The organism is Chloroflexota bacterium (assembly GCA_009840355.1).
Lineage (GTDB): Bacteria > Chloroflexota > Dehalococcoidia > Lucifugimonadales > JADFKI01 > Bin90.
Window position 1 is genome coordinate 14,435 of record VXNZ01000023.1, and the last position, 23,110, is coordinate 37,544.

Below are 23,110 nucleotides of genomic sequence, written 5' to 3' on the forward strand. Positions count from 1 at the left end.
CGCGATGCTTGTTAGCAGTTGCTGAACTTCGTCGTCGCGAAGTGCTTTATCTCGCCGGTTTCTAGGTTGAAGGCGCTGCGCTCCAAGCCGCGCAGGTCGTTGCCATAGACGTGGATCTCGACAGTCGGGCGGGCGGTGTGGTTGTCCATCTGGTGGATTTCGTCCACATTGGGTATGAGAAGCGACACATCGCCCGGCTTGACGAGCGTCTCGCGGTCGCGCTCGAGCACAGCGTAGTCGTCGCGGTCGCGGTCATCGACGCGTCGGAATCGCGTCTCTGTGATGCCGTTGCCGACGACACCAATCATGCCCCAAGTGCAGTGGTCGTGCGGTCCGATGTGGTCGCCCGGTCCCCAGACGACCGAAGTTACCAGCAAGCCGTTGTCGCCGTCGTAGTGCAGCAGATATGTGCCGTGGTTCTTGCCGGGCATCGGCATGCTGTATTCTTCGGGAATGGCGGCGGGGTTGTTTATTAGCCGCTCCAGATACACCGAGCCGCGGTCGAACAGCGTCTCTTGATCAGGCTTCTCATCGACTAGAGCGGACATTTCGTGAACGAACTCTTCCAGTGCGTAAGTAGCGATAGTCATAGTGTCCAAATACCTCCAATAGAATTAAGAGTAGCATAGCGAAGGAAAGCGGATTAGACAAGCACAGCCATAACCTAATCATCAGCCTATCCAGCCTGTATATCGATGTTAAACTCCATCCCGCACGCGATATATCGCCGTCTCGCCGTTATCGAATACTTTGTCTAACGCGCCGCCTAGGTTGTCTGCGAACTTTGCCATGCCTTCGGGGAAGTATATGCGCTCTAGGCGACCCAGATATACATACTTGACGTTGTAGGTTCGCATTAGCGCCAGGGCTTGCGCGGCGTCCTGCGTTGAGTAGATTGTGCGCACGGCTTCGGTGCGGCGGCCGACTTCGTAGGCGTAGCCGGCGCGCTGCTGCTCTTGATGCCACTGCCAGCCGATGACGCTCGGCAAGCCGGTGTACATCGACACGCGCCCAGCCCAGCGATACGACGGCGTTACCGCTTCCAAGACGATGGGCGATCCTTGCACATTTCGCTGCAACCAGCGGATGCCTTCGGAGTCTGTCGCGAGGTCTATCAACTCACCGTTGTGCTCTCGGAACGACGAGCCTTCCATGAAGGCGATGCCGTTCAGCGTCAGCGGCGTAACATAGCCCTCGAACCTGTCGCGCAGCCTGTCCTGTGTGCCCAGCGCCGGGTATATCGCCGCGCTCAGCACCAGCACGGCAAGCGCAAACTTCCACGCCTGCCTCACGGACGGCATGCGGGCAAGGAAACTGCGCTGCGCGCGGAACAGCCGCCACAGCAGATACGCGGACGCGATGCCAAGCATCACCCACACTTGCAGGTAGAACTTGAAGATGCTGTTCAGCCGGTCGATGTCGCCTTCCACGCGCAGGAAGTCCAGCCCGACCACGAGCGACAGCGACACCAGTGCCAGCATCAGCACGAACCCCAGCTGCGCCCCATCCGGCCTGTCCTTCAGCAGCACGCCCACGCCAACAGCGGCAAGCAGCACTGCCAGCGCGAAGACGAACGGCACGGTGCTGCCGACGACCCCGGTGAACGCCGCCGTCAGCGCAAGCCCAACCAGCAGCGCGCCGCTAATCACGGCGATGAGCCAGCCAACGCTGACAGGTGCGGCCTCCTCGCCGTCCAGCACGTCATAAAGGCGTCCGAACTTGCGCCGGAGCGCAGCGAATTGCCCGCGCACGCCCTCCGCAAGCTCATCCACGGCGAACGCGCCGATGATGAACACGAACAACCCAGAAATCGCGAGGAACTGCCACAGCACGGTCGTATTCGTCGTGGACTCCACGCTGTTGTAGAACGTCTCCCCCGCAAGGTGATACGGCAGGAACGCCGCGAATCCCACTACGACCACGAGTGCCGTCTTGACGCCCGCACGCAGCAACACGAGCAGCGTTAAGCCGCCGTGTGACAGGAACTCCGCGAAGGTTATTGCGGCAGCGGCGATGATGAGGTATGTGGGCAGGTCCCATGTGTTCAGCGGGGCAAGAGAGCCGACGGCGATGCCGAGAATTGCAAGGCGCAGTGTTCCGACGGATACTATTGCGCTGGCAATGCGAGACACCCCCATCCTAACCTTCCCCCATCGAGGGGGAAGGAACTTTGATGATTCGGATGCAGAGAGCACAACCGCAAGCGACAGTCCCAACACCAGCACCGTGAACGGTATCGCCATCAAGTGCGCGTGCAGGTCCGCGAACAAAAATGTGAAGAACGGGAACTCCGTAATCTCATGACCGGGCGGGTCGGGCGGCATCATGCGGCTGCTGCGCCAGAAATCGAACTCGCCGAAAGGCTGACCGGACAGCACATTGCCAGCGCCATGCCATACCTGTATTGCGCCGTCCAAATTGCCCAGCACGACCACGAACGCCACACCGACAAGCCCCATTAACACAGGGGACCACCTCGGCGCGCTGCTCAGAATACCCATGCTCTCGTCCAAGCGGCGCGACGCGGACCGCACTAAGTTGTACACGATGGTGTACACGCCGCCCACCGTCAGCGCGAAGAATGTCGGCACTGCGAGGTTGAAAGCGACCACCGGCTCGATGGCGGTCGCGCGGACGAGCAGCGCCGTCAGGAACTGCCCCCAATAGTAGTAGTTCAGGTAGCCGCCGCCGAACCACGGGTCATACGGCGGCATGATTGTCGAGCGCAGCACCGCGTTGAGATACGCGAAGTCCATCGGCTTCTCACCGCCGCGGAACGGATGCCACAGGTCCGGGTTCGCCATTCGTACCAGCACGAACACCAGGAACGCCGCGATGAACACGACCTCCGCCACCACCAGCGCGCGCCAACGCATCCGCACAAAGTCGATTATCTCGTTCCCACGCACCGCGAATACGCCAAGCGACGCCATGCCCAGTAGCAACATCGCCAGCACAATGGACTGCCGCGAGAACGCCGCCAGTTGCGTGCTTGCCAGCAGCCAGACGATTAGCCCGACCAGCAGCAGCCCCAGCGCCTTGCCGAACAGGTAGCCCCTGTCCGACAGAGGCCGAAATACGACGAATGTCAGCGGCAGCGTGACCAGCGCGATGAGTTCCAGCACGCCAAGCCATGCCAGCACGGGCAAGCGATTCGTCCAGCTGTCCGTGTGGATGATGCTCGTCCATGTGCCGCCGCTCTGCTGTATCGCCAAGTCCTCCGGCGAGTACACGAGACCCAGCGAGGACTGCCGTTCCCTTGCCGGCACGTCGTAAGCGTCGGACGGCGCGCTCTGCTCTATCAGCCGCTGTATCTCCTCCGCGCCGAGTCGCCCCGTATTGCGGAATATCAGCACCTTGGGATGGTCGTACACCGAGAAACTCTCGTCCGCCCAGCCCAGATTCAGGGCGATCGGCGCGGTTGTGTGTCTCTGCAATGCGGCAGGCGCAGGCAGGCTTGGGCGATCGAGCGTGTCGTCCACGAATGCGATGCCGAACATCTCAGGATACGATGTCTGCACATTTTCCAGCGTGTATCCGAGCCGTTCCGCGAATAGCAGATTGTAATACGCGGTCGATATGGGATAGCGCTCCGGCAAGCGCGGTATCGTACCGTACAGACGGTTGCTGAATAACACCAGATAGTCCGCGTCCGCGAGCGATTCGGCTATGAGCGCGGTCTTGGCGTATCGGTCGTTCTCGTACATCGGCAGCTCGCCGAACCGGAAATCTCGCCGCTGATTGGGCAGCGACTCCTCCCAATGTTCCTTGAGCACGGTCGCTCCTTGGGGCGCGCTGCGGTTCAGCCATTCGCTCGCTCGCACCGCCGTGTGAGTTTGCCCGTACACGCCGTTGAGATACGCCAGCGCGTAGAACGCCGTGCCGGCGAGTATCAGCGCAATCAGCGCGCCTATTAGGAAGCGTTGTAGTCTGACCTTCACCCCCATCCTAACCTTCCCCCATCGAGGGAGAAGGGACTTATCATTTGCGGCATCCCACAGTGTCCACAGCAAGCGCGCGCCGAACAGCGTCAGAAGCGGCGCGATGGGCAGCATGTAGCGCATGAACTTCACATGGAAGCCGCCGGTTACTATCAAGTACGGCACGACCCAGCAGAGCAACAGCACTTCGATCTGCGTGTGCTTGGAGCGCACGGGCAGCGTGGCGAGCAGCGCAAGCAGCGATATGCCTGCCGCCGCCGCGACCGCGACCGCGCCGTGCGACACGAATAGGATGCCCGCCGGCAGCACCCAGCCGACAAGCAGGTATGCGACGCCAATCTTTAACGGCATGCCGCGCAACGATATGTACAGAAGCCCAGCCCACGCAGCCACGCCCAGCGGCAAGCCATACCCCCACACGGCGAGCTGGCGGATGTGATACAGATACGGCAGCGTATCCGAGTATTGCCGCGTGTACGGGTAGTCGCGGATGCCGCGTATCATCTCGGACTGCTCGCTGACATGGGTGAAGAAGGTGCTCCAGTCCAACAGCGTGTACGGCTGCGCGATTAGCAATGCGACGACCGCCATCGCGCCGCCGCCTACGACGCCTCGCAATGCCGTCCGCAAGCGCGTCTCGAAATTATCCGTGTGCGTGCTGCCGTTCAGCGTGCTGCCGTTCAGCGCGAGCGCGAACATGAGATGCGCGATGACGAACGGCGCGATGATGGGCAGTTGGCTCGCTTTCGTCGCAAGCCCAAGTCCGATGAGCGCGCCCGCAAGCAGCGAGTCGCGCAGCCTGCCTTCCCGCGCAACCCTGACCATGAAGTACAGCGCGGCTATGGCGAGCATCGCCTGCAGCGTGTCCACCGCGAAGTAGTGGCTGAGCTGGATGTGTATGACGGCGAGCGCGGTCAGAGCGGCGGCGAGCAAGCCCGTCCTGCGGTCGAACACCAGCGTGGCGATACCATAGACGGCGAGTATCGTCAGGATGTCCGCAAGCCCGGATACGGCACGACCGAGCACGCGAATATCATTGGCATCATCGAGGAACGGCGCATCGGCAATCTGCACCGCCTTCAGCACATAGAGCGGGAAGCTGCCGTAGTTGAACCAGCGCGGGTTCCAAGGGCTTTGCTCCGCGTCAAACAGCAGGCGAATATCGCCAAGCGCCGGCGGCGAAACGCCGATAACTCTGTCCAGAATGGCGCGCTCGTCCGGATGCGGGGTATAAGAGAAGCCCGCATCCCATGCCAGCCCGTAAAAGCGCAATGCGAGGGCAACCGCGAGTATGGCGATGAGCAGGACGCGGTGAGTCAGCAGGCGGCGGAGACTGGACATAAAGGAGTTCGTGGGATACTTGATGTTCAACCTGATGTGTAAAGCCTGATGTGTAGAGAAAGATGTCAGGCAGTTACAACCCTTGACACTAAATTACAACATTAGGTAATCTGCGTTCAAGAAATACTGCCCGGCATTACTTCTATGCCACTATGGCAATCTATGCGTATCCCGATTGGGCGAATTTTATAGGCTGCATTATTCTTTTAGTAGGCGCATGCCAATGGCAACAATCGAAGAGCGCACAACGCGCAATGAGGCGCAAATCGAAGAGATACGGACGCATTTTGCTACTAAGGCCGACTTGTACAAGGTTGCCCTCTGGCAAGCAGGGTTCACGGCTGTCGCCATCAGCATTGCAGTAGGCATTATTTTACGATTCGGCTAGGCGCTATCGACCGCTAACGCTCGGACAATGGCATTTGCCCGCCTCCCCTACCGATTGCGGACGACAAGCGTGCCGAGCAGCTTATCATGCAGCGTCTGCATTTTCTCCGCCCTATCCCACAGGGGCCACAGGTTGTCCACCAGCCAGACGATACCGGAAGTGGCGCCGGACAGAGTTCTTACCAGCAGTCCCTTAATGACGAACTCGCGTAGGAAAGTGTAGCCCCAGCCGGAAGGTTCACCGTCGTCTTTTATGACGCGGATGCCGACAATCCGCTTGCCCGGCGTCTGCCCCCGCCTCAGCGCGAACAGCCACCACACGATATAGCCGACGAAGATTATCGCAGAGGCAATCATCACGCCGATAAATAACTTATCTATCGCGTGCAGTTCGGGTTCCTCAATGATTTCCTCTGTAACCACTGTGCCAGACGGTGTATATACAGTTGTCGTGACGCTTGTTGTACCGAGGACTCCGGAAGAAAAGACAAAAATCCCAAAAATTAGTAATATCACCGGCAAGGTGAAGCCCACAAAGTCCAGCGCCCATGCGCCCATTCTTCGCACGTAGGTCGCCAGTTCCCAATCGAGTTTTTGCTGCTGATCGCCATCAGAAGGGTTTAGGTCTTGCTGCATCAATATTCCCTAATATCACTCCCTATATCAGTCGGCTCAATCTCCTGCGGCTTCTGATTATCTTGCCCTAATCACCAGTGTGCCAAGCAACTTATCATGCAGCGTTTGCATTTTCTTCGCTCTGTCCCACAGTGGCCATAGATAGTCCACCAACCGCGCTATGCCCAGAGTGGGTTCGGACACAAGTCCCAGCAGCAGGAACTTGATGACGAACTCGCGCAGGAATGTGTAGCCCCAGCCAGAAGGTTCACCGTTGTCCTTTATGACGCGGATGCCGACAATCTGCTTGCCCGGTGTCTGCCCTCGCCCCAGCGCGAACAGCCACCACACGATATAGCCTACTAGGACTATAAGCGCCGCGAGAATTATGACAGCGCCTATGCCGCTAAAGATCGATCCGAGCAACCAGGATTCCAATATCGTTTCTTCGGTGACAATCGTTCCGAACGATGTAGTTATAGAATCCTCGGCGACTGTCGTGGAAAAGACAAGCCCGAGAATCACGAGCACAATCGCGATAATCAGAAGAAGCAGAGGCAAGGTAAATCCGACGCAGTCCAACGCCCAAGCGCCCATACGCCGTCCATAGGACGCCAGCTCCCAATCAGGTTCTTGCTGTTCGCCGTTATTTGTCGGGGTTGTATCTTGCTGCTGCATCCGACCACCTTCTTGGCAAGCCAAAACGGGGCAGTCAATTGACCGCCCCGTGCCTCCTAGGTCGTATTCACATTTCCGTCATTCCCGAGGAGGCAAGAATCCGGAAGTTATCAATGTAAATCCGCTCCAAACTGACCGAAAGATATGGAACGACTATAGTACGTGGTAGAGCAACAGGTGTTCGCGCAGCACGTCGTTGGCGAAGTCGTTTTCTTCGTCGCGCAGGACGGAGTGGATGTGGTTCGCGTCGTTCTGGCGGTTGTCGTACTCGACGACGAAGTTGCCGCCGTGGATGCGATAGTAGTGCTTGCTGAAGCGCTCTTTACCACCGCCCCAAGCGAAGTAGAAGTCGTCCAAGCCTTGCTCGCGTATCGCGGACATCTTGTCCTGCGCCACATCGTCTCGCACGGTGGACACATACTCGCTGATGATGGACATCATCATCTCGCGCTGTGAGCCGTTCATCTGCGAGCCGGGCAAGCCTTCTTGCTGCGGGAACAAGGCGCGGGACGAGTTGTATGTCAGGATGTCATACGGCGCTTCGGCGTAGATGACCGCGCGGCGTTCCTGCTCGGAGCTCAGCCCGTTGATAAGCTCCAATGCGAGGTCTTCCCTATCGCCCAGGATACGCTTGCCCTGATCGGGGCCAGCCAGCACCTCTGCCGGATTTGATCCGAAGAAGAACGGCGTGGTAGAGATGACCTTGTCGCCCCAGATGCTGTAGTGCAGCGATACATGGTGTCCTTCGACACGCCATGCCCACGGGTTCTCGGAATCGCGCGGGTCGCCGAACACGGTGAAGTAGTAGAGTTCCGGGTCGCGCCGGAAGCTGACGATGCCGGCGTCCTTCTCGACCTTGCCGAGCGTGGTTTCGAGGTCGATAATCTGCGCCGCCTGCTTATACGCGCGCTCGGTCAAGCCGCTCTCCATGATGGAGTACGCGAGCTTGCGCTGGTTGTCGTCCATGTCGCGCAGTGGCAAGCCGTGCCTGTTCAGTGGCGGGTAGTACCAGAAGACGCGCTCGCCGTCCATATACTCGTAAGTAGCCTTGTCCCGCTGCTCCGCCGAGAGGCTGTCGAGCCAGTTCGCCGCCGCGTCCGCCATCTGCCCCGTCGCGTGAGAGTGGGTATGTCCGTTGGAGTGGGTATGTTCCGTTGCCATCTGCGCTCCTTTCCGATTGTCGCATTGTCCCGTGTGTCCTTGCCATTACGGATCACTGTCTAGTGTACATCAATTCGTCAAATCGCACATTATAGGGAAAGACGATTTCATAAATCCCCAATGTTGTCATTCCGAACGCAGTTAGGAATCTGAAGCTTGTCCCTGCGAAGGCAGGGATCGTTGCATTCAAACCTGTTTCCGACTTTAGATTTCTCGCTTCGCTCGAAATGACAGGTATAAATTGCAAATGACAGGTATGTATTGCATTTGTGAAATCGTCTATCCATCCAAGTAAGCAAGCAATCGCATGAATCCTGTCCATCCTGTCTATACATGTCCCAATGTCAGCCACTCCCCACGCCTTTCTTCCTTGACCGCTTTCAGAACACATACCTATAATTGACGCCATCACATTTCGCAATCACTATCCCCCACCACACCACTCATTGAAAGGTAGCAGCATGCCCGAAAATGCCAGCGTTAGTCAGGTTGAATCATCACGAGATGCGGCTCTTGCGGAGCTTGCCGCTGCTCAGACGGACGAGCAGATTGAGGCGTGGCGCATCGCTTGGCTCGGACGGCGCGGGCAGCTGACGCAAGTGCTGCGCGGCATTCGCGATCTGTCACCGGACGAACGCCGCAGCGTTGGCGCCGCCGCCAATCGCGCCAAGTCCATGCTCGAACAGCATCTCGCGCAGCGCCAAGACGACCTCGCGCGCGCCAAGTCCGAAGCCGAAGACCGCGCAGACGCCATCGATGTTACGCTGCCCGGCTGGCATACGCCCGTCGGCGGCTTGCACCCGACCACGCAGATGATCCGCGAGATTTGCGACGCATTCGGCTCTATGGGCTTCGATGTCGTCGAAGGTCCCGAAGTCGAGTGGGACCTGTACAACTTCGAGATGCTCAACATCCCCAGAGGACACGCGGCGCGCGATATGTGGGCGACCCTGTGGGTGGACGAGCCTGACGAAGACGGCGACTACCCGATGCTTATGCGCACCCAGACCTCTCCGATGCAGATTCGCACGATGCAGCAGCGCAAGCCACCCATCCGTGTCGTTGTGCCGGGCAAGTGCTACCGCTACGAAGCCACCGATGCAACCCATGAGTGGCACTTCTACCAGGTCGAGGGCCTGGCGGTGGACAAGGGCATCACCTTCGCCGACCTCAAGGGTACGCTGTACGAATTCGCGCGCCGCATATTCGGCGAAGAACGGCAGGTGCGCTTCCGTTGCGACTACTTCCCGTTCGTCGAGCCGGGCGTGGACATGTCCATTTCCAACTTCAAAGACCCGCAGACCGGCAAGCGTCCCATCAACCGCGACGAAGACTGGATCGAAATCCTCGGCGCGGGCATGGTGCATCCCAAAGTGCTTGAAGGCGTGGGGCTGGACCCGCAGATATACACCGGCTTCGCATTCGGCATGGGGCCCGAGCGCATCTCAATGCTCAAGTACGGCATCGAAGACATCCGCCTGTTCTACTCCAACGACCTGCGCTTTCTAAGCCAGTTCTAGTGTGAATGCTATACTAACGACAGATTTACTCGGCGCTGTCCACGCGCCCGGAGGTGCCCAATGGTTGTACAGCCTTCAGGCAAAAATATCGTTAAGCTGCAGGCAGAGTACGACGATCCCACAATTGAATACCCATACGAGGACGATGAACTCTTGGCAGAAACTGAGTATCAGTATGAGCCGCTTACCTACGCCGTCGCCGCGCTGAAGGCTCATTTCAGCAGCCGGGATGATGTTTATGCCCAAGGCGACATGTTCGTGTACTACAGGATGAACGACCCGCACTCCGTCGTCGCTCCGGATGTGTTCGTGGTAATCGGTGCATTGGGCAATCACAAGCGCAATTCGTGGTTCACTTGGCGCGAGGGCGACAGACAGCCAAACTTCGTCTTGGAGATAGCGTCCGAAAGCACCTGGCGGTGGGACGCGAGCGGAAAGCGCGACATATACGCGCGCATAGGCGTGGATGAGTACTGGCGCTTCGACCCCACCGGCGAATGCTTCAATCCCGTGCTCATAGGCGAGCGTCTGGTGAACGGGGAGTACCGCCCTATCGACGTTACCGACGACGACGGGATATTGCGCGGACGCAGCGATGTGCTGAATCTCGACATCTGCGTGCGCGATGAGCTGGAGCTGAGGCTGTACGATCCTGTGCGCGGCGAGTGGTTGATGTACTATCAGGAAGCGCAAGACGCGCTGCAAGCCAAAGGCGAAGCACTGCAGGCCGAACGCCAAGCGCTACAAGCCGAAAGAGCGGCACGCGAAGCCGCAGAGAGTCGCATACGCGAACTCGAAGCCCAACTTACCCGACAGCAGAACAACGATTCATCCTGACCCTTCCCACCGCTGACCGACATACAGACTAAACTAAGGAACTACCCAAATGCGCGTACCTCTTTCATGGCTCAAGAATTATGTCCCTTGCGATATTTCGGCACACGAATTGGCGCACCGCCTTACGATGGCGGGCAATGAAGTTGGCGATGTGGAGATTGTCGGCGCGGCGCTCGACCCCGAGCGCCTCGTTATAGGCCATGTGCTCAGCGTGGACCCGCATCCCAATGCCGACCGCCTGCGCCTGCCCACCGTGGACATCGGCGGCGGCGAGACCGCCACGGTCGTCTGCGGCGCGCCGAATGTCGCCGCAGGGCAGAAAATCGCGTTCGCCAAGGAAGGCGCGATGCTCTTCAGCCCGCGGTCCGGTAAGACAGAGGCGCTGCGGGCTGCCACCATTCGCGGCGTGCGCTCGTCCGGCATGGTCTGCTCCGTGCTAGAACTAGGGCTTGGCGACGACCACGAAGGCATACTCGTGCTCGACGACGACGCTCCCGTTGGCACGCCGCTCGTCGAGTACATCGGCGATGCCGTGTTGGACATCGAAGTTACGCCTAACCGTCCTGACTGCCTTTCCATTCTCGGCATCGCGCACGAAGTCGCGGCGCTCACCGGCGCGTCCGTAACGCATCCGGACCTGTCGTATCCCGAAGACGACACGCCCATCGAATCGCTGGCGAAGGTCGAAATTGCCGATCCCGACTTGTGCTTCCGCTACACCGCGACGCTGATTCACGACATTCAGATAGCCGAATCGCCGCAGTGGATGCAGGACGCGCTGACTAAGGCGGGCTTGCGCCCGATCAACAACATCGTGGACATTACGAACTATGTGATGCTTGAGTACGGTCAGCCGCTACACGCGTTCGACTTCGGCAAGGTGCGCGACGACACCATCATCGTGCGCTCTGCCCGTCCCGACGAGACGCTGGAGACACTGGACGGCGCGACCCGCACACTGCGACCGCCAATGCTCGTAATCGCGGACACGCAGGACGCCATCGGGCTTGCAGGCGTGATGGGCGGCGCGAACACCGAGATCGACGAGTCCACAACCACCGTGCTGCTGGAATCTGCGAACTTCCACGCCATCAACACGCGCCGCACACGGCTCGCAGCGCGCATGGACAGCGAGGCGTCGTATCGCTTCGAACGCGGAATTCGCCCTGAACTTGCGCCTCTTGCGCTGCGCCGCGCAACGCAGCTGATGATTCAACTCGCAGGCGGCACCGCGTCCAAGGGCATCCTGGACATCTACCCGGACGGCGAGCCGATGCCGTCCGTGCAAATCAGCCGGCAGCGCATCCGCCAAGTGCTCGGCGTGGACTACACGATGGAGCGCATCGAACGCACGCTTGAGGCGCTAGGCTTCCGGCGCGACCGCGACCCGGAGAGCATCATGCCCACGATGGATGCATTCTCCGTCGGCGGCGCGCCGGAGAACGACAACATGGTGTTTATGAAGCCACCGTACTGGCGCTCGGACATCACCATCGAAGACGACATCGTGGAAGAATTGGCACGCATCATCGGTTACGAAAGCATCCCGACGACGATGATTTCCACGCCCATACCGCACGGACAGCCGCAAGCGCAGCGCGTCTTTCGAGAGCGCGTCAAGGACATCCTGACCGCGACGGGCATGCGCGAGACCATATCGTACTCACTCGTCAGCGAGAACATGCTTGAGCGCGTCGGAGTCGCAACCGGCGAGACGGATGCGATGCGCATCGCCAACCCGATGAGAAGCGAGTTCACTTTGCTGCGCACCAGCCTGCGCGCCAGCGTGCTGAACACGCTCGCCAACAATCGCCGCGTGTCACAAGTCGAAGGCATCCGCATCTACGAAATCGGCAGCGTCTATCTGCCCAAAGAGGAAGCCCGCGAGCGCGACCTGCCGGACGAGCGCGAGATGCTTGTCGGCGTGCTGTGCGGTCCGCGCTTCCCGTTGTCATGGAACGCGCCGTCCGGCGATATGGGCTTCTACGACGGCAAAGGCGTGCTAGAGTCGCTCTTCGCCGAACTTCGCGCGGAAGTCCGTTACGAAGCATACGACGACGACCCGATCCTGCGGCGTGGCAGGACGGCGCGCATAATCTGTCACCACCCGGGCGGGGGCGGCGACACGCCCATCGGCGTCATCGGCGAAGTGGGGCGTCCCACGCTAGAGCGCTTCGACATAGACGGCGCGACCACAGCCATGTTCGAGATAGACTTAGCGTCACTGAGAGCGGCGCTTCCTGAAGAGACACGCCAGCACATTCCGGCGAACCCGTACCCGCAGTCGTACCGCGACCTCGCGCTCATCGTCGATGCCGAAGTAACATCGGCGCGCATACAGGCGATAATGGAACGCCACCGGATGGTCGCGCGCAGCATCCCGTTCGACATATACGAAGGCGAAGGCGTCCCGGATGGCAAGCGTTCGCTCGCCTACCGCATCGTATTCCAGTCGCCGCGCGGCACGCTCACATCGGAGCAAGTGGACGGTTATCAGTCTAACATCTTGCAGCAGTTGCAGCGGGAGTTGGGCGTGGAGCTGCGGGACTAACCACAAGGAGGCACACATGACCACAGCCACGAAAATCATGACCGCGGACGAACTGCTGGCGATGCCCGACGACCGCTCACACCTCTACGAACTTGTAAAGGGAGAACTCATAACCATGCCACCTGCCGGCGGAGAACATGGCGCAATCGGAATTAGGGCGGCAGTAAGAATTGGCGTCTTCGTCGAACGGAACGACTTGGGTGTAATCTTCAATTCTGATACGGGCTTCATAGTCGAAACGGACCCTGACACCGTTCGCGCACCCGACGTCTCTTTCGTGCGAAAGGAACGCATCCTTGCAGAAGGCATCCCCAAAGGCTTTATCCCCGGCGCGCCCGACCTTGCCGTAGAGGTCATATCGCCCTCCGACTCATACACAGAAGTCGCCGAAAAAGTTGTCCAGCTTCTCGAAGCGGGAACGCTGCTGGTTGTGCTGATAGACCCGCGCACGCGAACAATCACGCTGCGCCACCGGAGCGGAGAGACGACTACGCTGACCGAAGCTGATACGCTGACACTGGGGGATGTGCTGCCGGGGTTTGAGTGCGCGGTGGGGGAGTTGTTTGTGTGACTTAAATCGACAGCATAGTAGAAGGCACTGAATTTGTGATTGTTTGGCGAAAGCCTAGAACATGGTACTGGAAGAAACTAAAAAGCTAACGCGTCTGACCGCAGACACCTAACCCACCATGCCCTACCAAACACTTACCAACATTCGAGTTATTGACGCCTCTACCGGCATCGCGGGACCGTATTGCGGCAAGATGCTGGCGGATTATGGCGCCGAGGTTATTAAGCTTGAACTGCCTGATTCGCCGGATATGTCGCGCGATGTGGGCGCGTTCCCGGACGGCGTGCGCCATCCGGAAAAGAGTGCGCTATTTTTGCACCTGAACGCGGGCAAGAAGGGTATCACGCTCGATCCGTCAACTCCGGACGGCAGGCGCATTTTCATGCAGATAGCGGCGCAGGCTGATGTCGTTATCGAGAGCTATCGCCCCGGACAAATGGCGGATTGGCGCATCGGCTACCACGACCTGCGCGGCGTGCGGGACGACATCGTTATGACCTCGGTTACCCCATACGGGCAGTCCGGCCCGCACAAGGACTATGAATATACCGAACTGACGATATTCGCGGCGGGCGGCGGCATGCACCGCGAAGGCTTACCCGAACGTGAGCCGCTGCGATACGGCGCGGAAATAGCGCAGTACTTCAGCGGCACGACGGCGGCGGCGGCAACAATGATCGCCCTGTTCGGTGTCGCGATGAACGGCGAAGGTGAATGGCTGGACATATCCATCCAAGAGTGCATGGCAGGGCATCCGCACCAGATTGGACGCCGCACGCCTTGGATATACGGCGGTGAACCGGATCCGCGCAAGCCACCGCGTCTCGCAGCCGCCGGCATGCGCGAACCCTACGCAGTCGGCACATTCCGCTGCAAGGACGGCTATGTCAGCTTCCTGCCGCTCGGTTCGCGCATGTGGCCGCAGCTCGCGCGGATGATAGACCGCGCCGACCTCATCGGTGACGCGCGTTTCGCAACGCCGGACGACCGCACGAAGAGGCGCGAGGAGCTGGAAGCGATATTTCAGGCGTGGTTCAACGAGCATACACGCATGGAGATATTCGCCGCCGGACAGAGGGAGATGCTGCCTTGCGCGCCGATTATGGAGACGCATGAGGCGTTCGATAATCCACAATTCCGTGAGCGCGACTACTTCGTGGATTTGATGCACCCGGACGCCGGCGAACTCACCTACACGGGGCTGCCGTTCCGCCTGTCCGACACGCCGGTATCCACGAACACGCCCGCGCCGCGTCTGGGACAGCACAACGCCGAAATCTACGACGACTTGCTAGACATAGACGCGCCGCTACTTGCCGAACTACGCGCAAAGGGTGTAGTTTAGTTCCCACGAAAGTTGCCGGCCCTAGTGGGAGAAAAGATTGGGTATGAAAAATCCGCCGCTGCGTGGCATACGCGCGCTTGAACTTGCAGAGATTTGGGCGGGACCCTTCTGCGGCGTGATGCTCGGAGACATGGGCGCGGAGATTATCAAGGTCGAGGCGTTGCAGCGTATCGCGCGCGGTCCATTACGACCCGAACCGAATACGCCCGGCTATCCTGACTACGACCCCGGCGAACGCCCGTGGAACCGGCAGGGCAACTTCAACGCCACCAATCGCAACAAACTCGGCTTGACGCTCGACCTCACCAGCGAACAGGGCGTTGACGCCTTCAAGGAACTTGTCGCTATCAGCGATGTGGTGTTCACCAACTACGCATTCGGCGTTATGGACAGGCTTGGCATCGGGCAGGACGTGCTGCGCGCAATCAAGCCGGACCTCATCGTGCTGTTCACGCCGGGGTACGGCAACACGGGCCCCTATCGGGGGCACCGCAGCATGGGCATGGCGATAGACGCGATGACGGGGCATTCGGCGCTGCGCGGCTACCCGGACCTCGATCTGTCGCACAACTCGCTGGTGCATCATCCGGACGCGGTGGGCGCCGCAACCGCCGCATTCGCGATATGCACTGCACTGCACTATCGCGCACGCACCGGCAAGGGGCAGTTCATCGATCTGTCGCAGGCGGAAGCGTTTATGCCGCACATGGGCGAGACATTCTTGGAAAACCAGATGAGCGGCGAGTCGCGGGAACGGCGCGGCAACAGCCATCCGCGAATGTCGCCGCACGGCTGTTATCGCTGCCTTGGCGACGACGCATGGGTTGCCATCGCCGTCCGCAACGACGACGAATGGCGGCGCTTCTGCGATGTCATCGGGCAGCCGAACCTTGCCGCAGACGCGCGTTTCACATCGCCGGACGGTCGCGTCGCCAACCGCGCGGCGCTCGACGATATTGTCAGCGAGTGGACGGCGCAGAGCACGCGCCAAGACATCGCCACGCAGTTGCAGGAGCAATCCATACCAGCCGCGCCGGTGCTGGACTGCGGCCCTGACACTTACGACGATCCGCACTTGCAAGCGCGCCAGTATTTCCAGCTAGTAACACACGCCGACGCCGGCACATTCCCTATGAGCGGTCCCGTGTGGAGCACGCTGTCGCACACATCGCCGGACTTGGCGCCCGAAGACGCGCCGCGCCTGCCCGACCGTCATAGGCCCGCGCCCGGTCTAGGCGAGCACAACGAATACCTGCTGCGCGACATGCTGGGCTACTCGGTCGATATGCTGCACGACTTGGAGCGCGCGAAAGTTATCGGCACGGTGCCGCTCGAAGGCGCGGATATGGGCGGTGTTCGCCGCTTCGCCCGCGAGCGCCGGAACACGGCAGCGTCCTAGTATGCACTGGATAGTCCTGTCACTCGGCAGCGCGTTCGGCTTCGCCATCGTATCCGCACTGGACAAGATTCTCATACAGCGATACATGCCCACGCCCTTGGTGTTCATCGTCATCGTGGGTCTGTGCCAACTGGGACTCGCCGCCGTGACCGTGCCATTTGCCACATTCAGCGGCTATGGCGTGGATACGCTGCTCATCGCTATCGGCGGTGGCTTGCTGTCGGGCATCTATCTGGCGATGATGTTCTGGGTGATGCGAACGCAAGATGTGTCGCGCGTAGTGCCGGTAACGACCACGCATACGATATTCGTCGCCATTCTCGCGATGGTCTTCCTGGCGGAGTTCATATCGCTAATCGCGTGGATTGGCATTCTCGCCACAGTGGTCGGTGCGGCGCTGATGTCGCTGGGACCAACGATGCGCGAATCCGAGCGCGATCAGAACCGCATCATACCGTTCATGCTGCTACTGGTCGCCAGTTTAGCCTTCGGAATCAACCAATTTCTGACCAAGCTCATATCGGTCGATATGGATGTGTGGACGCTGTTTATGTGGCGCGCGCTGGGTATGGGAATAGCCTGCACCGCGTTCATAGTTACGCCGAGGATAATACCCGATCTGATAAACACGCTCCGCTCGCCAATCTCAATGGGGCTGACTATCCTAGTCGAAGGTGTGCTAGTGCTGGGCACGGTGTACATCACGCTAGAGGCAATCTACGCGGGCCCGGTATCGCTGGTAACCGCAGTAATGGCAACGCGCCCAATGTTTGTATTCATGCTAGGCATAGTCCTGAGCCTAGGCATCTCCCGCGTCCTAGACGAACCTCTAGGCGGTAAAATCCTCGCAGTCAAACTAGCCGCGATTGTGCTGACAGTGGGCGGCGTGATAGCGGTGTCGGTGTGATGGACAGGCGATGCGGCGTAGCGATTGTATGGCGATGACATGGTGACTATTTCGCGCATCTCAAGTCTTCCCGCCATCCTACCAGCGCATTTCGGTTGTCACTCTGAACGAAGTGAAGGGTCTAAAATCGCTGTGTGGAAACAAGCCCGCCCGTGAGACGATTTCACAAATCCCTAGTGTTGTCATCTCACGCTGTCTTTGTCATTCGGCGCTCTTTTTTGTCATTCCGAACGCAGTGAGGAATCTGAAGCATGTCCTTGCGAAGGCAGGGATCGTTGCATGCAAACCTGTTTCCGACTTTAGATTTCTCGCTTCGCTCGAAATGACATGAGCAATCGAAAGACCCTAACCCTGTCCATCGATGTCAATTACTCGCCTCTTTACCCGTTTGGCGGCGCAACGCGCACCGTTATCAGGTCGGCGCCGCTGAACTGTTGGTGGCGGACGGATGAGGCGTAGGCGCGCAGCAGTTGCAGCGATAGTTCGTTTTCCACTACATAGTCGATGTCGTGCTGCTGCAATTGGCGAGCGCGGTCTTCGATGTTCATCTCGTCGCTGCTGCCGCCTATGAACTCCAGCTCCGCTATCTGCCCTTCGCTCGCCGCGACTACCACCAACTGCCCCGTTTCCTTGTCGCCGCCGCTGCCATCCAAGTCGTCCAAGTCTAGCGGCGCGAGCGTCAGCAGCGTCTCTTCTGCGACCGCCGTCAGCCGGTTCTTCATCGCGTCGTCCCAGCCACGACGCTCTGCGAAGCGTGCCATGAATTCGTTCAGGTCCGGCAACGCGTCTATGTGCAGCGCCGATTCGAAGCGCATTCGACGCGGATTCGTCAGCTCCAAATACAGTATCATCGCTATCGCCGCGAAGCCGCCGGTCGTTATGCCGCTCTTCATAAGCGCGTTCACCACGGGACCCAAGTCCGGCAGGTTGAACAGCCCAAATTGGAACGATGCGCCAATCCAGAAGCACACGCCCGCGACTGCGACTTTGTTTCCATTCGTCTCACTCTGGATGACCGTGCGCGCGCCATCTACGAACAGGCTGCCCGTAACCATCACGAGATAGCCTGTCATCACTGGTCCCGGTATCGTGCTGAGCAAGCCGGACACCTTAGGCACGAACGCCAGTGCGATGAATATCAGCCCGATGCAGTAACCCATGCCGCGCGCCGCAACGCCTGTTGTCTGCACGAACGACAGTGTGCCGGGGTTGATGACATTCGGCACCGCGCCGAACACGCTGGCAATCACATTCGTTACGCCGCCGCCCGCCAGTGTCGCCTGCACCTGTCGGAAGTCTATCGCCTTGTCTTCGCGCCAAGACGCGCGCTGCAGCGCGACGGACGCGCCGTTCGCCTGTATGGATATTACGATGCCTAAAAACACGAACGACGGCAAGAGCGTCCAGAACGGTATGCCTAAGTTGAAGCCCAATTCAGGCAGCTCGGCAGGCACGCCAACCCACGCCGATTGCGTAACCCTGTCGAAGTCGTATATGCCGACTGCAAATGCGACCAAACCGCCTATCACGATGCCGATGAGCGGTCCCCATAGGCGCAGTATCGCAGACCCCCGCAGGCTCAGCGCGGCGATGACGACAAGCGTTACTAACGCAGTGAGTGTCGCGGGGATAGGCTCGACGATCGATGCACTGTCGAGCAGGTCGAAAACGACCGACGCCAGCGTGATGGACAGTATCATGATGATTGTGCCGCCGACGATTGGCGTAACGAGCCGCCTCAGTAGGAACAGCCACCGCGATATGGCGAGCTGCGTAATGGCGGAAATCAACACGAGCGCGCCGAGCGTGCCGGGTCCGCCGTCCACCACTGCCGCGATGCAGAACGGTATGGAAAACGCCGCCGTGAACATCGGCAGCACCATTCCGCCGCCGACCGGTCCAAATCGCCGCACCTGAATCAGCGTGGACACGCCAACCACCAGCAGCGACGCGAACACCATCCATGTGAGATATGAGTCGTCCAGCCCGGACGCATTGGCGACCACAACCGGAGTAACCAGCAGAGTCGCAGATGCAATCAAGCTAAACTGTGCGCCATTCCCCAGCGTCGAAAGCAGTGGCGGCCGCTCGTCCACCTCAAACCGTGGGCTGTCACTGCTCTGTGAGCCTGACGTAGCCAGAATCGCCTCCCATCTAATTCCCGCCGCAAGTTGCAGCATGCAAAGTGTCGTTCCAGTACGATAAATAATAGCATATATATAAGGGATGGCAATGCGCGCATCCTATTGCCAATCTGGAACATGCACAGGATAGGGAAGAGCGGCTTAGCGTTGCGGATCCGGCGTGCGCATTCTTGCCCCCAACCTGTCTATCCACGTTAATTTCCGTGGAAGAGGGGCTTGCGTCATCAGCGAGGCGAATCCGCTATCATCCTGTTCAGCACATTGGCGGTGATCGCCCGCGTCATAGGGTTTACACCGAATGTGCCGGGGCTGCTGCCTACGCTTACGGAGTTGATTGCGAGGCGCGCCGGGATGTGGCCGGGCGGGTTGGACAAGCCTTCGGGCCACCAAATCGTGCCGGCGTTGAACACCCAGTTGCCGCGCTCGCACGGGTACACGACCGCCGCGTGCGCCGGTTCTCGCGGTTCTTTATAGCCCTGAAACAACTCGCTGCTCGCCACCACTTCCAGCCCGTCTATATCCGCCGGCGTGCCGTGGTATTCCCAGCCCACAATCGCAGGGATGGTATCGCCCGCGCTCACGCCCATGCCGTCGAATATCCAGTGCGACGGGTTCGTAATCGTCCAGTCGCCGTAGCCGGGACCGTAGCTTTTCACGCCCATCAGCGAGGCTTCCTCGCCGCCGAACAGCCGCTTGCGCGAGAACACCCGGCAAGGCGCGTCCGTAACCTCACTTTCGTGGAACTCTATCTCCCAATAGACCGAGTTGCCGGAGAAGAAGCCGATGCTCATGCCCGCGTCCCGCGCCGACATCATGTTGTCGAACATCTCGCGCGACCAGTATTCGTCGTGTCCGACGGACAGGAACGCCTTGCACTTGTCCAACACTTGCGGGTCGAGATGCAAGTCCATATTCGAGCAGTACGCGACATCGTAGCCCTGCTCTTCAAGCCAGAACGCCATCGGATGCTCCCACAGCAGAAACTCGCCCGACCCAAGCGACAGCGGCGCGTCCAAAATCTGGCAATACTTCGTGTATGGACGGTCGAAGCTCGCGCGCGTCTCGGTGCCTTGATACCACACATTCGGCGTGCCATCGGTGTATATTGAGTCGTTACCGGGCCACTTGTTGTACGCCTGCCATGTGATGTCGCTCACCTGAAATAGCAGGTCGCACTCGCGGCGCGACTTCACTACGAAGGTGATGTAGCTCTGCACGCCGTAGTCCGGAGCGTCCGGCGCAGCGCCCGGCTCCACGCGAGACAGCTTCGCCAGATACACGCCGCTCTGCCAATCGTCCGGAATCGTCAGGCGCGCGCTGGCTTCCCACACGCACTCACGCAGCCGCTGCACGGACATCATAGGCACGGGCTGCGTCCTGCCGCGGTACGGCCCCATCCTGCCCATGAGCCTGCCGCCTAGCCCGCCGTACCAGCCGAGCCGATAGATGCTGATGCTGAACTCGCCTTCCGGTTCCATGCTGACCATAAGGTCTATGGATTCGCCCGGGTACACGCTCGTCTTCGATGCGTAGCCCTGTATCGCGGACGAAGTCAGATTGCGCACCAGCGGAAACGCCGCCAGCGTAGCCGGGCTATCGAACCGCACGTTCCGCAGTTGCCACTCCGGCGTCCCCTGCTTGCGATTTTCCTCAACCGTCGGGTTGTCCTGTGCCGTGCCGCCTGTAGTCATGACGCCTCCCTTTCGCGTGCGAGCGCGGATGTGTAGTCGTAAGTCTCGCTTAATCTATCACATCCGCTATATGGCGCGCGTCAACTAACGGAATGCACAGGAAAGGCAGGATGAGGACTAATCCCCTATCCTGCCTTAGTTATAGTCTAGTTATAGTCCTAATCCGCCGCCACGACCGCACCCTGCCTAGCTGCCAGCGCGGCTTCCATTGTGCGCTTTTCCTCGGCTTCGGTTTCGGGGGAGAAGCGGACTAGGAAGACTAGCGCGGACGCCAATATCACGGCTACGCCTGCGAACAGCAGCCCTTCCTGATACGATATGCTCTCCGCGCGGAATAGGAAGCCGAACAGCACCGCGCCTGCGTTTCCGCCCGCGCCGACGATGCCCGCCACCGATCCGAGCGCCCTGCGGTTTATGAACGGCACCACCGAGTATGACGCGCCCTCGGACATCTGCACGAACAGGCTGAACACTATCATCGCGCCCACCGCGAGCACCAGCGTCGCCATCTGCGAGAAGACTATCAGCGCGATACCCTCCGCCAGCAGCACCGCGCCGAGGAACATCACGCGCCCCTTCAGCCCGAACTTGATGCCGAACTTGTCGCCGAAGATGCCGCCAAGCGTCCGCGCGAACAGGTTCATCGCGCCGAATAGTCCGGCTATCAGCCCCGCCGTCCGCAAGTCCAAGTCGAAGCGGTCGAAGTAGTACAGCGCCGCGATGTTGTTGATGGTCAGTTCCACACCGAAGCACGCACCGTATATGACGAACAACGCCCACACGCGGTAGTCTCTAGCCGCCGCCATGAAGCCGCCGCGCGCCTGCGAATCCTGCGGCATCATCCCCTTTGCACGCAAGTCCTTGTAGTTGCCAAGCGGCGCGTCCTGCGTGAAGAAATAGTACGCGATGCCCACGATGAACAGCGCAACGCCCGGCACGACCATCGCCAGCCGCCAGCCCAGCGTCTCGCCCACTCCGAACATCAGCACGCCGGCGAGCACCAGCGGCATTACCATCTGCGTTACGCCGCCGCCCAGGTTGCCCCAGCCCGCAGTAGTCGCGTTCGCCGTGCCCACGACGTTCGAGGAGAACATCACGGATGTGTGATACTGCGTGATGACGAAAGATGCGCCGATGACGCCGATTGCGAGACGGAAAAGCAGGAACGATTCGTAGGTCTGCGCGAACCCGATGCACATCACCGGGATGGAGCCGATGACCAGCAAGCCCGAGTATGCGAGGCGAGGTCCGATCTTGTCGCACAGCCAGCCGATGGCAAGCCGCGCCACGATGGTGATGGCGACGGACGCGATTATGGTGTTGCCAATCTGCGCCTTCGTCAGCAGCAGGTCTTCACGCACCAGCGCCATCAGCGGCGCAATGCCAAACCAGCCGAAGAATGCCAAGAAGAATGCGAACCATGTTAGGTGGAATGTCCGCATATGCGGCGACCGCAAGCTAAATAAGTTGATGCGGGTCGCTTTGCTGCTCTCCCAAACGCTATTTCCTGCGTTCATATCATCGTCTCCCAATGTAAGTCCCGACAGCCGCTCTTTACGACTCGAGAACAATGTTAGGGAGCAACCTTTACAGCGCAGTTACACCAGCGTTAAAGAAATATGACAATCATGTTAAGTTTATGTAACAACAGAACAGTATTACAAATGCGAATAAAAGGTATAAGGGAAGGTTAAGACGCGGGCGACATAGAAATCACCACATCGCCATTATCATCAAGCGCGGCGGCGTATGTTTGCAGCGCGGGGCAGTCGTTGCCGGTGGGCTTGCCGGTTGCCAGATCGAACTTGTAGGCGTGCAGCGGGCATACTATTTGTCCGCCGGCGATGATGCCGTCCGCGAGCGGTCCGCGCTTGTGTGGACATGCCGACTGCGTGGCGAACACATCGCCCTGCCGCGAGCGGAACACCGCTACCGGCGTGCCTTCCACATAAAACACGCGCCCTTCGCCCAGGGGTATCCGCTCCGCCGGCGCCAGCCTGTACGCTTGTCCCATCTTTGCCG

Annotated in this window: 16 protein-coding genes; 7 read left to right on the forward strand and 9 right to left on the reverse strand. The window is 59.6% G+C overall.

Translation table 11 applies throughout. The features are described from left to right. Positions 1–11 precede the first annotated feature (11 nt). The 5 genes from F4X57_05710 to F4X57_05730 all read right to left on the reverse strand — a co-directional run bounded on the left by F4X57_05710 (position 12) and on the right by F4X57_05730 (position 8,123). Positions 12–590 (reverse strand): hypothetical protein, encoded by a 579-nt coding sequence (locus F4X57_05710; protein ID MYC06650.1) that lies wholly within the window; start codon positions 588–590, stop codon positions 12–14. A gap of 108 nt (positions 591–698) precedes the next feature. Continuing rightward, entirely contained in the window at positions 699–5,282 is a 4,584-nt protein-coding gene (locus tag F4X57_05715; GenBank protein MYC06651.1) for a hypothetical protein, read from the reverse strand. A 435-nt stretch (positions 5,283–5,717) separates the two neighbouring features. After that, positions 5,718–6,305, reverse strand: a complete 588-nt coding sequence (locus F4X57_05720) for an RDD family protein (GenBank protein MYC06652.1) — start codon at positions 6,303–6,305, stop codon at positions 5,718–5,720. Positions 6,306–6,362: 57 nt separating this feature from the next. Beyond that, complete coding sequence (locus F4X57_05725) at positions 6,363–6,962, reverse strand: RDD family protein (protein ID MYC06653.1); 600 nt, start codon at positions 6,960–6,962, stop codon at positions 6,363–6,365. 153 nt (positions 6,963–7,115) lie between these two features. Continuing rightward, on the reverse strand, positions 7,116–8,123 hold the full coding sequence (locus tag F4X57_05730; protein MYC06654.1) for a DUF3500 domain-containing protein: 1,008 nt from the start codon (positions 8,121–8,123) through the stop codon (positions 7,116–7,118). Between the two features lie 461 nt (positions 8,124–8,584). Between F4X57_05730 and pheS the strand changes: the two genes are divergently transcribed. The 7 genes from pheS to F4X57_05765 all read left to right on the forward strand — a co-directional run bounded on the left by pheS (position 8,585) and on the right by F4X57_05765 (position 17,253). Next, complete coding sequence (gene pheS, locus F4X57_05735; protein MYC06655.1) at positions 8,585–9,643, forward strand: phenylalanine--tRNA ligase subunit alpha; 1,059 nt, start codon at positions 8,585–8,587, stop codon at positions 9,641–9,643. A gap of 60 nt (positions 9,644–9,703) precedes the next feature. Next, the gene (locus tag F4X57_05740; GenBank protein ID MYC06656.1) at positions 9,704–10,480 is read left to right on the forward strand and encodes a Uma2 family endonuclease; all 777 of its coding nucleotides are present in this window, start codon (positions 9,704–9,706) and stop codon (positions 10,478–10,480) included. Between the two features lie 49 nt (positions 10,481–10,529). Beyond that, positions 10,530–13,031: a phenylalanine--tRNA ligase subunit beta gene (locus F4X57_05745; GenBank protein MYC06657.1), complete on the forward strand. Its 2,502-nt coding sequence runs from the start codon at positions 10,530–10,532 to the stop codon at positions 13,029–13,031. Positions 13,032–13,047: 16 nt separating this feature from the next. Then, complete coding sequence (locus F4X57_05750) at positions 13,048–13,602, forward strand: Uma2 family endonuclease (GenBank protein ID MYC06658.1); 555 nt, start codon at positions 13,048–13,050, stop codon at positions 13,600–13,602. Between the two features lie 118 nt (positions 13,603–13,720). Next, a complete protein-coding gene (locus F4X57_05755; protein ID MYC06659.1) occupies positions 13,721–14,947 on the forward strand; it encodes a CoA transferase in 1,227 nt (408 codons plus the stop codon). A gap of 37 nt (positions 14,948–14,984) precedes the next feature. Then, positions 14,985–16,346, forward strand: a complete 1,362-nt coding sequence (locus F4X57_05760; protein MYC06660.1) for a CoA transferase — start codon at positions 14,985–14,987, stop codon at positions 16,344–16,346. A gap of 1 nt (position 16,347) precedes the next feature. Beyond that, a complete protein-coding gene (locus F4X57_05765; protein ID MYC06661.1) occupies positions 16,348–17,253 on the forward strand; it encodes an EamA family transporter in 906 nt (301 codons plus the stop codon). A gap of 380 nt (positions 17,254–17,633) precedes the next feature. Here F4X57_05765 and F4X57_05770 read toward each other — a convergent pair whose 3' ends face one another. The 4 genes from F4X57_05770 to F4X57_05785 all read right to left on the reverse strand — a co-directional run bounded on the left by F4X57_05770 (position 17,634) and on the right by F4X57_05785 (position 23,102). Next, positions 17,634–19,433 carry a hypothetical protein gene (locus F4X57_05770; GenBank protein ID MYC06662.1) on the reverse strand — a complete coding sequence of 600 codons (1,800 nt, stop codon included), beginning with the start codon at positions 19,431–19,433 and terminating at the stop codon, positions 17,634–17,636. Positions 19,434–19,621: 188 nt separating this feature from the next. Then, positions 19,622–21,088 (reverse strand): hypothetical protein, encoded by a 1,467-nt coding sequence (locus tag F4X57_05775; GenBank protein ID MYC06663.1) that lies wholly within the window; start codon positions 21,086–21,088, stop codon positions 19,622–19,624. Positions 21,089–21,246: 158 nt separating this feature from the next. Beyond that, positions 21,247–22,605, reverse strand: a complete 1,359-nt coding sequence (locus F4X57_05780) for an MFS transporter (GenBank protein ID MYC06664.1) — start codon at positions 22,603–22,605, stop codon at positions 21,247–21,249. A gap of 173 nt (positions 22,606–22,778) precedes the next feature. Then, a complete protein-coding gene (locus tag F4X57_05785) occupies positions 22,779–23,102 on the reverse strand; it encodes a Rieske 2Fe-2S domain-containing protein (protein ID MYC06665.1) in 324 nt (107 codons plus the stop codon). Positions 23,103–23,110: the final 8 nt, after the last annotated feature.

Coding starts and splice junctions, on each gene's coding strand:
- F4X57_05710 (MYC06650.1), bottom strand. CDS start 590: ATGACTATCGCTACTTACGCACTGGAAGAGTTCGTTCACGAAATGTCC.
- F4X57_05715 (MYC06651.1), bottom strand. CDS start 5,282: ATGTCCAGTCTCCGCCGCCTGCTGACTCACCGCGTCCTGCTCATCGCC.
- F4X57_05720 (MYC06652.1), bottom strand. CDS start 6,305: ATGCAGCAAGACCTAAACCCTTCTGATGGCGATCAGCAGCAAAAACTC.
- F4X57_05725 (MYC06653.1), bottom strand. CDS start 6,962: ATGCAGCAGCAAGATACAACCCCGACAAATAACGGCGAACAGCAAGAA.
- F4X57_05730 (MYC06654.1), bottom strand. CDS start 8,123: ATGGCAACGGAACATACCCACTCCAACGGACATACCCACTCTCACGCG.
- pheS (MYC06655.1), top strand. CDS start 8,585: ATGCCCGAAAATGCCAGCGTTAGTCAGGTTGAATCATCACGAGATGCG.
- F4X57_05740 (MYC06656.1), top strand. CDS start 9,704: ATGGTTGTACAGCCTTCAGGCAAAAATATCGTTAAGCTGCAGGCAGAG.
- F4X57_05745 (MYC06657.1), top strand. CDS start 10,530: ATGCGCGTACCTCTTTCATGGCTCAAGAATTATGTCCCTTGCGATATT.
- F4X57_05750 (MYC06658.1), top strand. CDS start 13,048: ATGACCACAGCCACGAAAATCATGACCGCGGACGAACTGCTGGCGATG.
- F4X57_05755 (MYC06659.1), top strand. CDS start 13,721: ATGCCCTACCAAACACTTACCAACATTCGAGTTATTGACGCCTCTACC.
- F4X57_05765 (MYC06661.1), top strand. CDS start 16,348: ATGCACTGGATAGTCCTGTCACTCGGCAGCGCGTTCGGCTTCGCCATC.
- F4X57_05770 (MYC06662.1), bottom strand. CDS start 19,433: ATGCTGCAACTTGCGGCGGGAATTAGATGGGAGGCGATTCTGGCTACG.
- F4X57_05775 (MYC06663.1), bottom strand. CDS start 21,088: ATGACTACAGGCGGCACGGCACAGGACAACCCGACGGTTGAGGAAAAT.
- F4X57_05780 (MYC06664.1), bottom strand. CDS start 22,605: ATGAACGCAGGAAATAGCGTTTGGGAGAGCAGCAAAGCGACCCGCATC.
- F4X57_05785 (MYC06665.1), bottom strand. CDS start 23,102: ATGGGACAAGCGTACAGGCTGGCGCCGGCGGAGCGGATACCCCTGGGC.